Here is a 12,532-nt window from a genome sequence, read left to right as displayed (position 1 = left end):
GGGCCATGAGTGGCGAGTACCGGCAGGCCTACGACCGCAGCATCAACGACCCCGACGGCTTCTGGCGCGAGGCCGCCGGTCTCATCGACTGGTACCGCGAGCCCGAGACGATCGTGGACGCGTCGGCCCTGCCGTTCTCGCAGTGGTTCGTCGGCGGCGAGCTCAACACCTGCCACAACGCGCTCGACCGCCACGTCGACGGCGGGCGCGGCGACCAGGTCGCGCTCATCCACGACTCCCCGGTCACCGACGACCGCCAGCGCTTCACCTACCGCGAGCTGCGCGACCGCGTCGCCGCGTTCGCCGGCGTCCTGCGCGCGCAGGGCGTCGACAAGGGCGACCGCGTGATCATCTACATGCCGATGATCCCCGAGGCGGCCGTCGCCATGCTCGCCTGCGCCCGGCTCGGCGCGATCCACTCCGTGGTCTTCGGCGGGTTCGCCGCCCGCGAGCTGGCGGTGCGCATCGACGACGCCAAGCCCTCGGCGATCGTCAGCGCGTCCTGCGGCATCGAGGGCAAGCGGACCATCGAGTACAAGCCGCTGCTGGACAAGGCCATCGAGCTCTCCTCGCACGACCCGGGCCCCTCGATCGTCTTCCAGCGCCCGCAGTACACCGCCGAGATGGGCGAGCGCGACGTCGACTGGGCCGAGGCCGTCCGGGACGCCGAGCCCACCGAGTGCGTGCCCGTGGCGGCCACCGACCCGCTCTACGTCCTCTACACCTCGGGCACCACCGGCAAGCCCAAGGGCGTCCAGCGCGACAACGGCGGGCACGCGGTGGCCCTGCGCTGGTCGATGGAGAACATCTACGACGTCGGGCCCGGCGAGGTCATGTTCACCGCGTCCGACGTCGGCTGGGTCGTCGGGCACTCCTACATCGTCTACGCGCCGCTGCTGACCGGGGCGACGACGGTCCTCTACGAGGGCAAGCCCGTCGGCACCCCCGACGCCGGCCAGTTCTGGCGGGTGGTCCAGGAGCACGGCGTCAAGGCGCTGTTCACCGCGCCGACCGCGTTCCGCGGCATCAAGAAGGAGGACCCGGACGCGACGTACCTGCAGCAGTACGACATCTCGTCGCTGCAGACCCTCTTCCTGGCCGGCGAGCGCCTCGACCCCGAGACCTGGACGTGGGCCTCGGAGAAGCTCGGCATCCCGGTGGTCGACCACTGGTGGCAGACCGAGACGGGCTGGCCCATCGCCGCCAACCTGCGCGGGCTCGAGCCGATGGAGCTCAAGGCCGGCTCGCCGTCGGTGATCGTCCCCGGCTACCAGGTGGAGATCCTCGACGTCGACGGCTCCGTGCTGCCGCACGGCGAGGAGGGCGCGATCACGATCAAGCTCCCGTTGCCGCCGGGCTGCCTGCAGACGCTGTGGCAGGACGACGAGCGCTTCCGCGAGTCTTACATGAGCCGCTACGAGGGCTACTACCTCACCGGCGACGGCGGCTACCTCGACGAGGACGGCTACCTCTACGTCATGGGCCGCACCGACGACGTCATCAACGTCGCCGGCCACCGCCTGTCGACCGGCTCGATGGAGGAGGTCCTCTCCGGGCACCAGGACGTCGCCGAGTGCGCGGTCATCGGCGTGCACGACGCGATGAAGGGCCAGGTCCCGCGCGGGTTCGTCGTCCTCAAGGCCGGCGTCGAGCGCGACGAGGCCGAGCTGTCGGCCGAGCTCGTCAGGATGGTGCGCGACGAGGTCGGCGCCGTCGCGTCGTTCAAGAACGTGGCGATCGTCCCGGCGCTGCCCAAGACCCGGTCGGGCAAGGTGCTGCGCAAGACCATGCGCGGCATCGCCGACGGCAAGGACGAGGCGGTGCCCTCGACGATCGACGACGCGACCGTGCTCGACACCCTGCGCCCGGTGCTGCAGAAGGGTCCGGACGTCTAACCGGGCAGGTCGATCAGGGTGAGGACGGCGATCCGGTGGCCGTCCTCACCCGCCACCAGCCGTCCGTCCGCTCACGGGTCCGGCGGACCCGCGGGCAGGATGGTCAGGTCAGTCGGCCCGGCCGAGGCCGTCGTCCGGGATGGCCGCGCCGCCGTAGCCGATGTAGTTGCCGGCCGAGTTGCGCAGGCCGCCGGCCTCGACGTCCTCGATGCTGTGGTTCGCGACCATGGTGCGGACGCCCGCGGTGATGTTGGCGACCGGGTCGAAGATGCCGCGGTCGGCGAGCTCGGGCAGCACGGCGTTGCGGAAGGTCGTGTCGATGAGCTGCATGAGCCCCTTCGACGGCGTGCCCGCCGAGGCGTTGGAGTCCCAGTCGTTGACCGCGTTCGCGCGGCCCGTGGACTCCCGCATGATGATCTTCTTGACGCCGGGGGCCAGGCGCTGCGGCAGGCCCATGAGCCCGAGCGCCTTGGCGATCTGCCCGTCGAGGGTCCGCTCGTTGCCCGCCTCGTAGGGCGTGCCGAACTCCAGGGGGCCGTTCTCCCGCGTGACGCTCATCGACTTGATCAGCGAGGAGACGTCGTCCTCGTCCCCGGCGCTGGCCCCGGAGCCGGACGACGAGGACGCCGACGAGGTCGTCGTGGCCGGCATCGCGATGGGGCTCACCGAGGAGGCGCCGCCGAGCGCGTGGCGCCCGGGCGTCGCGGCAGGAGCGGGCTGGTGGGCCGCGGCGAGCGCGAGCGAGGCGGTCGCGGGGTCGGGCGAGGTGGGGGCCTCGGCGTCGGCGACGTGGGTGTCGAGCGTCTGGATCGCCGGGAGCACGGCACCGGCGGCGACCGCGGCGATGAGGATCGAGCCGGTGGTCGAGGACCGACGGGTTGCGCGCCGGCCGGTCGGGGTACTGCTGAGGGAGAACGGGACGGTGTCGGGGTCACCTACTCCGTGACGGCTCACCATCACCTCCTCGTCGTCGGGATGGGTCCGGCGGTACGAGGGGGAGCCGTCGCCGTGACCGATCCGTGATCGGACCGCCCGAACATAGCGAGGTCCGCGCGACCCGCGGCACGCCCCTCCCCGTCCTCGCGCTCCCTGATCGGGGGCGGTCGCGTGTCCGTGGCGGCGAGAGGTCCGGCGGGCGGCCCGCGATCGCCGATGCCTGCCCGTGCATGCCCGCGGACGGCCGGACGGGCGCGGCGAGCGGTCGACCGGACGGCGGGCGGTCGGGTCGACCGGCGAGGTCGGCGGCCGCGTGGGGCGGGCGACCCTTCGGCGCACGGTGCGGTCGTCCGTCGGGCCGCGCGTGTCGCGGGCCTCAGATCGGGTGCTCAGGCTCCGAGGAGGGCGCCGAGCGCGTCGAGGGCGCGGTCGCCCTCCGCCGCCGCGGCCGCCGACGCGGCGGCCAGCCCGAAGTACCCGTGGACGAGCCCGGCGCCCTCGGGCCGGCGGACCGCGACGCCGGCCGCCTCCAGCGCGTCCGCGTACGCCCGGCCCTCGTCGCGCAGCGGGTCGAGCTCGGCGGTGGCGACGACGGCCGGCGCCACCCCGTCGAGGCCCCCGGGCTCGGCGGCGGCGCGCAGCGGCGCGAGCGCCGGGTCCTCGCGCAGACCGGGCCCGGGCACGTAGTGCCCCCAGAACCAGTCCAGGTCGGCGCGGGTGAGGAAGGGGCCGTCGGCGTTCTCGGTGATCGACGGCGAGCTCATCGTGGGGTCGAGCCCGGGGTAGAGCAGCAGCTGCGCGTCGAGCCGCGGGCCCCAGTCGCGGGCGAGCAGGGCCGCGCCGGCCGCGAGCCCGGCGCCGGCGCTGTCGCCGCCGACGACGAGGCGGTCCGAGGGCCGCAGCGTGGCGGCCCACCGCAGCGCGGTGTGCGCGTCGGTGACGGGCGCGGGGTGCGGGTGCTCGGGGGCGAGCCGGTAGTCGACCGACACCACCGTGGCCCCGAGGTGGGTGCACACCCGGCGGGCCGCGCCGTCGGCGGTGTCGAGGTCGCCGAGCACCCAGCCGCCGCCGTGCAGCCAGACCACGGTGATCGCGTGCTGCTCACCGACCGGCTCGTAGACGCGCACGGCGACGTCGGCGTCCTGCCCGGGCACCACGTCGTCGTGCACCGAGCCGACCGCCGCGGCGTCCCCGCGCCGGATCATCGCCAGCTCGCGGTAGTTCCGGCGCGCGTCGGCCACGTCGGCGCGCCACAGCGGCAGCCGGCCGTCGGCCTCGAGGCGGGAGATCGCGGTGGCGAGCTCGGGGTCGATCCGGGACGCGGGTCCTGGGGTCATGGCACCATCCTCTCCCACAGCTAACTCAACCCGAGGGTTGAACAAGCGGCGGCTCGACGCTATCGTTCTCATCAACCGCAAGGTTGAGCAAGGAGTGAGTGAGCGTGGACGACCAGCTCTCCCGGGTGTTCTCGGCCCTCGCCGATCCCATCCGGCGCGACATGGTGGCCCGCCTGGCCGATGCCGACGCCGGGGTCAACGAGCTCGCCGAGCCCTACGACGTCAGCGTCCAGGCGGTGTCCAAGCACCTCAAGGTGCTGGAGGAGGCCGGGCTGGTCACCCGCACGCGCGAGGCGCAACGCCGGCCGGTCCACCTCGAGGCGGAGGTCTTCGACCTGATGACCAAGTGGATCGAGCGCTACCGGCGCCAGGCGGAGGAGCGCTACCGCCGTCTCGACGACGTGCTCGCCGAGATGGACACCGAGCAGAACCCAGCCCCGACCGACCGCGAACGAGGAGCATCCTGATGAGCACCACGACCCGCGAGACGACCATCACCGCCGACCCCGAGGCCCCGACCGTCGTCATCACCCGCGAGTTCGACGCCCCGCGCGAGAACGTCTTCCGCGCGCACGTCGAGCCCGACCTCGTCAAGCGCTGGCTCGGGCCGCGCGACCTGACGATGGAGATCGACACCTACGACGCCCGCACCGGCGGCTCGTACCGCTACACCCACCGCGACGACAGCGGGGAGTACACGTTCTTCGGCTCGTTCCACGAGGTCCGGCCCAGCGAGCGCATCGTCCAGACCTTCACCTACGAGGGCTTCCCCGACTCGGTGACCCTGGAGACGATGACCTTCATCGACCTCGGCGACGGGCGCACCCGCCTCGAGGGGCTCTCGCTCTTCGAGTCCCTGGAGGCCCGCGACGGGATGATCGCGAGCGGCATGGAGGTGGGCGTGAACGAGGGCTACGAGAAGCTGGACGAGCTGCTCGCCGCCGAGTGATCGCCGCCGAGTGATCGCCGCCCGTCCGGGGGGTCGGCGCGGCAGGATGCCGACCCGTGGACACCCTCGACGTCACCGCGTGGTTCGACGCCTACCTCGACCTGTTCGTCGCCCTCGGCCGCGGCGACCGCGACGACGTCGAGGCGATCCTCGAGTTCTACGGCGTCCCGATGCTGCTCAGCGCCCCGGGCGCGAGCGGCTGGCTGCACGACACCGAGCAGGTGATCGGCGTGGTCCGCGGGCAGGTCGAGGGCCTGCGGCACGTCGGTTTCGACCGGACCGTCGTCGAGGACGCGTCGACGGTGCTGCTCAACGACAGCTGCGCACGCCACGAGGGGCGCTTCCTGCGTCTCGCCGCCGACGCCACCGTGGTCGCGGACTTCCGCGCGAGCTACCTCATCGCCGACGGTCCCGCCGGTCCGCGCATCGCGGCGCTGGTGGTCGGCGGCTAGAGGTCGTCGAAGGGCGCGGCGTAGCGGAACGCCCCCCGGGGCGCGGTGGGCGTGAACCGGCGGGCCTGGAAGTACCCGCCCCACGCCGGGTCGGGGCCGTCGACACCGAGGTCCGCGGCCGGCACGAACCCGAAGCGTCCGTACCAGGCGGGCTCGCCGAGGAGCACGACGAGCTCCTCGTCCTGCGCCTCGGCGGCCCCGAGCAGCGTGTGCAGCAGTGCCGTGCCGACGCCGCGCCCCTGCCGGTCGGGGCGCACCGCGACCGGCCCGATGCCGAGGGCGGGCCCGTCGCCGGCGTGGCCGCGGGTCGCGACGACGTGCCCGACGAGCTCGCCCGCGTCCTCGGCCACCAGCGAGAACCGTGGGATCCAGCCCACGTCCTCCCGGAGGCGGTCGAGCAGGCCCACCTCGACGGGGATCACGCCGTCCCCGCCGTCGAACGCGGCGGCGACCACCGCGCGCACCGCCGGGACGTCCTCGGGACGCTCGCGTCGCACGATCACCCGCGCACTGTGGTGGCGGCGCCGCGGAGTCCGCAACGGGGTTCCCGACGGCCCCGGGAACGACGGCGGCCCGCCCCCGGGTGATCGGTGAGCGGGCCGGTGACCTGCGATGACAGGCGTGGAGCGAGTGACGGGAATCGAACCCGCGTTCTCAGCTTGGGAAGCTGATGTTCTACCATTGAACTACACTCGCGCGTCTTTGCCCGAAGCCTACACGGCGCCCCGTTGTCCGGGCCGAGGGGCTGATCCGGGGTGGTCCGCTCCGGCGCGGGGCGCAATCACAGGCGTGTGGTTCACCGCTCGATCACGGTGCGATCACGAGTCGAGTGCGAACAGGTGGCACACAGCGTCACCGTCGGTTAGGTCGACAGGGTAGATCCGCGAACAGGCACTCCTGTTGGGGCTGCGCGTCGTGTTGGCTGGTCAGCGACATGGGACCGGAGACGCCCGAGGAGGAGGACGCCATGACTGCCCGTGAGCAGCACGAGCGCACCCTCCCGGAACTGTTCGTCATCGTCGCGTCCGCGGAGGACGCGACCGCCCTCGCGCCGCTCGGTGAGCGCGACCCCGAGGTGCGCCCCGTCCTCGTCGCCACCGGGCCGGACCCGATGGCGGTCGACGAGGTGCTCGACGACCTCGGGGCCCTCGCCGGGCGCGTGCTGCTCGTCGAGACGCCCGACGCCGGGCCGGCGGCGGAGGTGGCGACGATGCTGCCGCGGCTCGACGCCCTCGTCGCCGACGACACCCCGTCGGTCGTGCTCGTCCGCGGCGGGTCGTCCACCGCGCTCGCGGCCACCCAGGTCGCGGTGTGGCGCGGGGTGCCGGTGGTGGCGGTGCCCGTCGACGGGGCCTCCGACGTCGAGCGCGCGAACCAGGCGGCCATCGCCGCGCTCCTCGCCACGCAGGGCGCGCCGGACGTCGCCCCGGAGCGCGTGCGCGCGGCGGCCGCCGCGCACCGTCTCGTCCGCGAGCGGCCCGAGCCGGGGCACGGGCCGCGCGTCGTGCGCCTCCCGACCCACCGCACGCTGTCCGCCTGACGAAGGTCACCCTGCGCGACGACCGGACCCGAGATCATCACTCAGTGATGAAGGGTGCACGAAAAGTAGAGGCAATTACCCAGTCCCGGCTAACGTCATGCACCGCAAGCCTGATGGTCCTGGTGGACAAACGACGCACCAGGAGGGCGGGGGACGGTGAGGCGAGCACCGAGGCTGATCCACGAGGTCCAGCGACTGGGCCTCACGGTGTCGATCGCTGCCCTCCTCATCGTGCTGCTCGTCGTCTTCCGGCTGGTCTGGTCGGTGGCCGTCACGGCTCCCGCGGACCAGCGCCTGCAGGACGGTCTCCTCGCGCTCGAGGACTCGCACCAGGCGATGCTCGACATGGACGCTTCGCTGCGGGGCTACCTGGCGACCGGTGACCGGTTCTTCGCCGACAGCGCCACCGACGCCGCCCCGCGGCTCGCGGCGGCCGACAGCCAGATGGTCAACCTCCTCGAGGAGCCCCAGCTCCGCCAGGACGTCCTCGCCCTCCTCCTGGCCCAGCAGCGCTGGCGCACCGAGTGGGCCGACCAGGCACGTCGCCTGCCGCCGCCCGGCGGCGCCGAGACCTTCCTCAAGCAGGGCACGGCGCTGTTCGACGACTACCGCGCCCGCAAGGACGCGACCCGCGTCGACGTCCTCGACGCCATCGAGAGCGCCGACGCCGGCGCGGTCGCGGCCCAGTGGGTCATCGGCGTCCTCATCGCGCTCATCGGTGCCGGCACGCTCGTGGTCGCCCTGCGCGGCCGGCAGCGCCTGCAGCGCCACGTCGTCACCCCCGTCGACGGCCTGCTCGCGTCGGTCCGGGGGATCGGCGAGGGCCGGCTCACGCCGCCGGAGCCGGTCGACGGGTCGGCCGAGCTCGTGGCCCTGCGCGACGGCCTCGCGGACATGACCGTCGCGCTGCGCCGGCAGCGGGAGGAAGCGGCGGCGCAGGCCGAGCGCCTGCAGTCCCAGACCGACCGGCTGCGCACCATCCTGATCATGACCCGCGAGATCGCGGGCAGTCTCAACACCCGCTACGTCATCGACTCCACGGTCCAGGCCGCCGTCGCCGTCACCGACGGGCGGGTGCTGCTGTGGCTGCTCGAGGAGGACGGCAACGGCCTCGAGCTCGCCTACGACTCCGACCGCGGCGCGGTGTCCCCGATGGAGACCCACTGCAACCTCGGGGTCGGCGTCGTCGGGCGCTCGGCGCGCTACGGCCAGATCTCCCGCGGCGACCCCGACACCGGCGAGGACGCGGCGGTCGCGGTCCCGCTGGTCGTCGGTGCGCGGGTGATCGGCATCCTCGAGTGCTACGACTCGCCCGACGGCGAGGTCGACGGCCAGCGCCTGTCCGCGGTCGAGATGCTGGCGACGCTGTCCGGCTCGGCGATCGAGGCCAGCCGCCTGCACGCGGCCACCGAGCGCCTCTCGCAGTTCGACCCGCTCACCCAGCTCGCCAACCGGCGCCGGTTGGGCGCGGACCTCGACTCGGCCGTGGCCAACGCCAAGCGGCACTCCTCGCCGATGTCGGTGATCATGCTCGACCTCGACCACTTCAAGGAGCTCAACGACCGCTACGGCCACCAGCAGGGCGACGTCGTGCTCCAGGAGGTCGCGAGCACCCTGCGCACGGCCATGCGCGACGGCGAGACCGCCTACCGCTACGGCGGCGAGGAGTTCGCCGTCCTCGTCACCCGCGGCGGGCCCGACGACGCGGTCAAGCTCGCCGAGCGCCTGCGGGTCCGCGTCGAGGAGGACTTCCGCCGCGGCGACAAGCAGCTGGTCACCGCGTCGTTCGGCGTCGCCGGGCTGCCCGAGCACGCCGGCGACGGCGAGGCCCTGCTCAGCGAGGCCGACCGGGCGCTGTACTCGGCGAAGAACGCCGGCCGCAACCGCGTGCACCGCGCCGGCGGGCTCGTCGACTAGGAGCCGTCCTCCGGGGGCAGGCCGCGCCGGAAGTTGACGTACGAGCGCGACGGCGTCGGCCCGCGCTGGTCCTGGTAGCGCGAGCCGTAGACCGGCGACCCGTACGGGTGCTCGGCGGGCGACGAGAGCCGGAACAGGCACAGCTGCCCGACCTTCATCCCGGGCCAGAGCCGGATCGGCAGGTTCGCGACGTTCGACAGCTCGAGCGTCACGTGCCCGGAGAACCCGGGGTCGATGAAGCCGGCGGTGGAGTGGGTCAAGAGCCCCAGACGGCCCAGACTCGACTTGCCCTCCAACCGCCCGGCCACGTCGTCCGGCAGCGAGATCACCTCGTAGGTGGAGCCGAGCACGAACTCGCCCGGGTGCAGCACGAACGCCTCGTCGCTCGCCGGCTCGACCATGCGTGTCAGGTCGTCCTGCTGCGTCGCCGGGTCGATGTGCGTGTAGGCGTGGTTGTTGAACGTCCGGAAGTGCCGGTCGAGGCGCAGGTCGACGCTGGAGGGCTGCAGCAGCGTCGCGTCGAACGGGTCGAGGCCGACACGCCCGGCCGCGATCTCGGCGCGGATGTCGCCGTCGGAGAGCAGCACGGGCGGACCCTACCGACGCCGCGACCGGGGACGTCGCGCGCATGGGAGCAGACCCCGGAGACCGAACGGCGCCCTCGCTGCATCGGGAGCAGCGAGGGCGCCGTTCGTTCGTCCGGGAGGGGCGGCCCCGCTACTCCGACGCCGGGTTCTGCACGTTGGCCGAGGTGGCCGCGGTGTCGGGGTCGGAGTCGCCGACACCGTCGGTCTCCGCGCCCTCCGTGGGCTGACCGCGCTTCACGGCCGCGAGGAGCATCTGCGAGACGTCCATGACCTCGGTGCCGACGGCCTTGGCCTCGCTCTGGCGCTCGGTGAGCCCGTCGGTGAGCATCACGCGGCAGAACGGGCAGCCGGTGGCGATCGTGTCGGTCTCGGTGGAGATGGCCTCGTCGACGCGCTCCATGTTGATGCGCTTGCCGATGTGCTCCTCCATCCACATCCGCGCGCCCCCGGCGCCGCAGCACAGGGCACGGTCGGCGTGGCGGGGCATCTCCTTGAGCTCGGCGCCCGCGGCCTCGACCAGCTCGCGGGGCGGGCTGTAGACCTCGTTGTGCCGGCCCAGGTAGCAGGGGTCGTGGTAGGTCACGGTCTTGCGGCCGTTCCCGTTCGACCCCGCGTGCCCGTTCGTCGACTCCTTCTCGGCGAGCGCCACCGCGGCGGGCGCGGCCTGGTCGCCGTCGTGCCCCGGCGTCCCGTGCCCCCTCTCGGCGTGCTCCCCTGATGCCGGGATCAGCCCGCGCTCGGTGCCGTCGGAGTGGGGACCGTGGTACTGCAGGCCGGTCGCCGGGTTGATGTCGATCTTCTTCGCGGCCGGCACCGGCGAGGACTCCGGCGCCACCGGCACCAGTTTCTTCTCGCGCACGAGCTGGTTGAGCAGCTGCGTGTGGTGGACGACCTCGTAGTGCCCCTCGAGCTGCGGGTACTCGCGACCCAGGGTGTTCATGCAGTGCGGGCAGGTGGTGACGATCTTGCGCGTCCCCGGCTCGCGGCCCTCGAAGACGGCGTCGAGCATCTCCTTGGTCTGCATGGCCATCATCTGGAAGAGGAACTCGTTGCCCGAGCGCCGCGCCGGGTCGCCGGTGCAGCTCTCCTCCTTGCCGAGCACGACGTAGTCGACGCCCGCGATGTGCAGCAGCTCGGCGGTGGCGCGCACCGTCTTCTTGGCGTTGTCGTCGAACGCGCCGGCGCAGCCGATGAAGAACAGGTACTCGGTCTCGGGGCGCAGCTCGCCGTCGAACTCGGGCACCTCGAAGGGCAGGTCCTTCGCCCAGTCCATGCGGCTGGAGTTGTTCTGGCCCCAGGGGTTGCCCTTGTTCTCGAGGTTGCGGAACAGCACCCCGAGCTCGGCCGGGAACTCCGACTCGATCATGACCTGGTTGCGGCGCATGTCGATGATGTGGTCGACGTGCTCGATGTCGACGGGGCACTGCTCGACGCAGGCGCCGCACGTGGTGCACGACCACAGGACGTCCGGGTCGATGACGCCGAGGGACTCCGCGTCGCCGACCAGCGGGCGTGTGGCCTGCAGGACGTCGGTGCCGCGGTGGCGCTCGTAGCCCGACTCGGGCACGCCGTGGCCGTGGCCGACCTCGGCCCCGCCCGCGTTGGTGGTGCCGTCCTGGGTGGCCGCGCCCTCGTCGACCTCCTTGCTGCCGAGCATGTACGGCGCCTTCGCGAACATGTGGTCGCGCAGGTCCATGATCAGGAGCTTGGGCGAGAGCGGCTTGCCGGTGTTCCACGCCGGGCACTGGCTCTGGCAGCGACCGCACTCGGTGCAGGTCGCGAAGTCGAGCATGCCCTTCCAGGTGAAGTCCTCGATCTTGCCGCGGCCGAAGGACGCCTCCTCGGGCGGGTCCTCGAAGTCGATCGGCTTGCCCTCGTGCTCGATCGGCGGCACGGGGCCCAGTGCCTTGGGCAGGCGCTTGGCCGAGACGTTGATCGGCGCGATGAAGATGTGGAGGTGCTTCGAGTAGAGCACCACGATGAGGAAGCCCAGCGCGACGCCGATGTGCAGCAGCAGGAAGACCGACTCGAGGACCTCGAGGACGCCGACCGGGATGCCGGAGAACAGTGCGCCGACCCCGATCGAGGCCCAGGCGCCCGAGTCGTACGGGAAGTAGCCCAGCGCCGAGGAGGCGCCGCGGAAGGCGAACAGCGTCCAGACGACGTTGAAGATCAGGAACAGGATCAGCCAGGCACCGCCGGTGTGGCTGCCGTAGAAGCGGGAGGTCCGGGCCCGGCGTTCCGGGGCCTGCTGCACGCGCATGATCGCGAAGGCGATGATCGAGATCAGCACCATGATCGCGATGAAGTCCTGCAGGAAGCCCAGGACCGCCCAGCGCCCGATCAGCGGGATGTGGAAGTCCTCGACGAACAGGGCGCCGTAGGCCTCGATGTAGACCGTCAGCAGGATGATGAAGCCCCACATCGTGAAGAGGTGGGCGAGGCCGGGGATCGACCAGCGCAGCAGCTTGCGCTGCCCGAACACCTCCACGAACTGGGCCCGCACGCGCGCGCCGAGACCGTCGGCACGCTTCGCGTCGGGCTGGCCGGAGGCGATCAGGGTGTAGAGCCACCAGGCCCGACGCGCGGCCACGACGACCACGACGAGGGTCAGGGCAAGCCCCAGGACCAAACGGACGATCACGACGGGACCTCCCCGTGGGCCGGGTCCGTGGTGGAGGACCCGGTGAGACAACGACTGCTTCGGCGGCACTGTAACGGCCGGTAGGGACCTCGGCGCTGTGAGAGGTGACCGATGCTACTCACCGGTAACCGCAGCGCCCGCCCGCACCGCGACACGCCCGACCCCGTGACACGACACGGACGAGCGATGCTTTGCGATCGCGAACGCGGTCGCGCCACGCCGGAGTGTGATGACGGCTCGTGGCGTGTGGATCACGATAGGCTCATCCGGACCAG

The 12,532-nt window shown here is 72.5% G+C and carries 11 protein-coding genes and 1 tRNA gene; 6 read left to right on the top strand and 6 right to left on the bottom strand.

What is annotated here, in order from left to right; translation table 11 throughout:
- Positions 1-5 precede the first annotated feature (5 nt).
- Complete coding sequence (locus tag PHK61_RS20170) at positions 6-1,895, top strand: propionyl-CoA synthetase (protein ID WP_274282806.1); 1,890 nt, start codon at positions 6-8, stop codon at positions 1,893-1,895.
- A gap of 108 nt (positions 1,896-2,003) precedes the next feature.
- Here PHK61_RS20170 and PHK61_RS20165 read toward each other — a convergent pair whose 3' ends face one another.
- Together PHK61_RS20165 and PHK61_RS20160 are read right to left on the bottom strand one after the other, a co-directional pair.
- Positions 2,004-2,849: a transglycosylase SLT domain-containing protein gene (locus PHK61_RS20165; protein WP_274282805.1), complete on the bottom strand. Its 846-nt coding sequence runs from the start codon at positions 2,847-2,849 to the stop codon at positions 2,004-2,006.
- A 371-nt stretch (positions 2,850-3,220) separates the two neighbouring features.
- Positions 3,221-4,168 (bottom strand): alpha/beta hydrolase, encoded by a 948-nt coding sequence (locus tag PHK61_RS20160; RefSeq protein WP_274282804.1) that lies wholly within the window; start codon positions 4,166-4,168, stop codon positions 3,221-3,223.
- A 161-nt stretch (positions 4,169-4,329) separates the two neighbouring features.
- Between PHK61_RS20160 and PHK61_RS20155 the strand changes: the two genes are divergently transcribed.
- Genes PHK61_RS20155 through PHK61_RS20145 form a run of 3 tightly spaced genes read left to right on the top strand, consistent with a single transcriptional unit; the run spans position 4,330 to position 5,569 of the window.
- The gene (locus tag PHK61_RS20155; RefSeq protein WP_420791419.1) at positions 4,330-4,635 is read left to right on the top strand and encodes an ArsR/SmtB family transcription factor; all 306 of its coding nucleotides are present in this window, start codon (positions 4,330-4,332) and stop codon (positions 4,633-4,635) included.
- Positions 4,635-5,117 (top strand): SRPBCC family protein, encoded by a 483-nt coding sequence (locus PHK61_RS20150; RefSeq protein WP_274282803.1) that lies wholly within the window; start codon positions 4,635-4,637, stop codon positions 5,115-5,117. The genes PHK61_RS20155 and PHK61_RS20150 overlap by 1 nt, the downstream gene beginning before the upstream one ends.
- Positions 5,118-5,173: 56 nt before the next feature.
- The gene (locus PHK61_RS20145; protein WP_274282802.1) at positions 5,174-5,569 is read left to right on the top strand and encodes a DUF6841 family protein; all 396 of its coding nucleotides are present in this window, start codon (positions 5,174-5,176) and stop codon (positions 5,567-5,569) included.
- Here PHK61_RS20145 and PHK61_RS20140 read toward each other — a convergent pair.
- Together PHK61_RS20140 and PHK61_RS20135 are read right to left on the bottom strand one after the other, a co-directional pair.
- Positions 5,566-6,072 (bottom strand): GNAT family N-acetyltransferase, encoded by a 507-nt coding sequence (locus tag PHK61_RS20140; RefSeq protein WP_274282801.1) that lies wholly within the window; start codon positions 6,070-6,072, stop codon positions 5,566-5,568. The two genes, PHK61_RS20145 and PHK61_RS20140, sit on opposite strands and share 4 nt — an antisense overlap.
- Before the next feature lie 119 nt (positions 6,073-6,191).
- A tRNA-Gly gene (locus tag PHK61_RS20135) sits at positions 6,192-6,265 on the bottom strand.
- A 271-nt stretch (positions 6,266-6,536) separates the two neighbouring features.
- On the opposite strand from PHK61_RS20135, the gene PHK61_RS20130 reads away from it, so the two are divergent.
- Both PHK61_RS20130 and PHK61_RS20125 read left to right on the top strand, forming a co-directional pair.
- On the top strand, positions 6,537-7,109 hold the full coding sequence (locus PHK61_RS20130) for a glycosyltransferase family protein (protein ID WP_274282800.1): 573 nt from the start codon (positions 6,537-6,539) through the stop codon (positions 7,107-7,109).
- Between the two features lie 156 nt (positions 7,110-7,265).
- Entirely contained in the window at positions 7,266-9,026 is a 1,761-nt protein-coding gene (locus PHK61_RS20125; RefSeq protein ID WP_274282799.1) for a diguanylate cyclase, read from the top strand.
- Here PHK61_RS20125 and dcd read toward each other — a convergent pair.
- A complete protein-coding gene (dcd, locus tag PHK61_RS20120; protein ID WP_274282798.1) occupies positions 9,023-9,613 on the bottom strand; it encodes a dCTP deaminase in 591 nt (196 codons plus the stop codon). The genes PHK61_RS20125 and dcd overlap by 4 nt on opposite strands.
- Positions 9,614-9,743: 130 nt before the next feature.
- The gene (locus PHK61_RS20115) at positions 9,744-12,257 is read right to left on the bottom strand and encodes a heterodisulfide reductase-related iron-sulfur binding cluster (RefSeq protein ID WP_274282797.1); all 2,514 of its coding nucleotides are present in this window, start codon (positions 12,255-12,257) and stop codon (positions 9,744-9,746) included.
- Positions 12,258-12,532 lie beyond the last annotated feature (275 nt).

The sequence above is a fragment of the Actinomycetospora lutea genome, from assembly GCF_028737205.1.
Lineage (GTDB): Bacteria > Actinomycetota > Actinomycetes > Mycobacteriales > Pseudonocardiaceae > Actinomycetospora > Actinomycetospora lutea.
The sequence above is the reverse complement of the archived record's forward strand: the minus strand, read 5'-3'. Positions and strand labels throughout refer to the sequence as shown.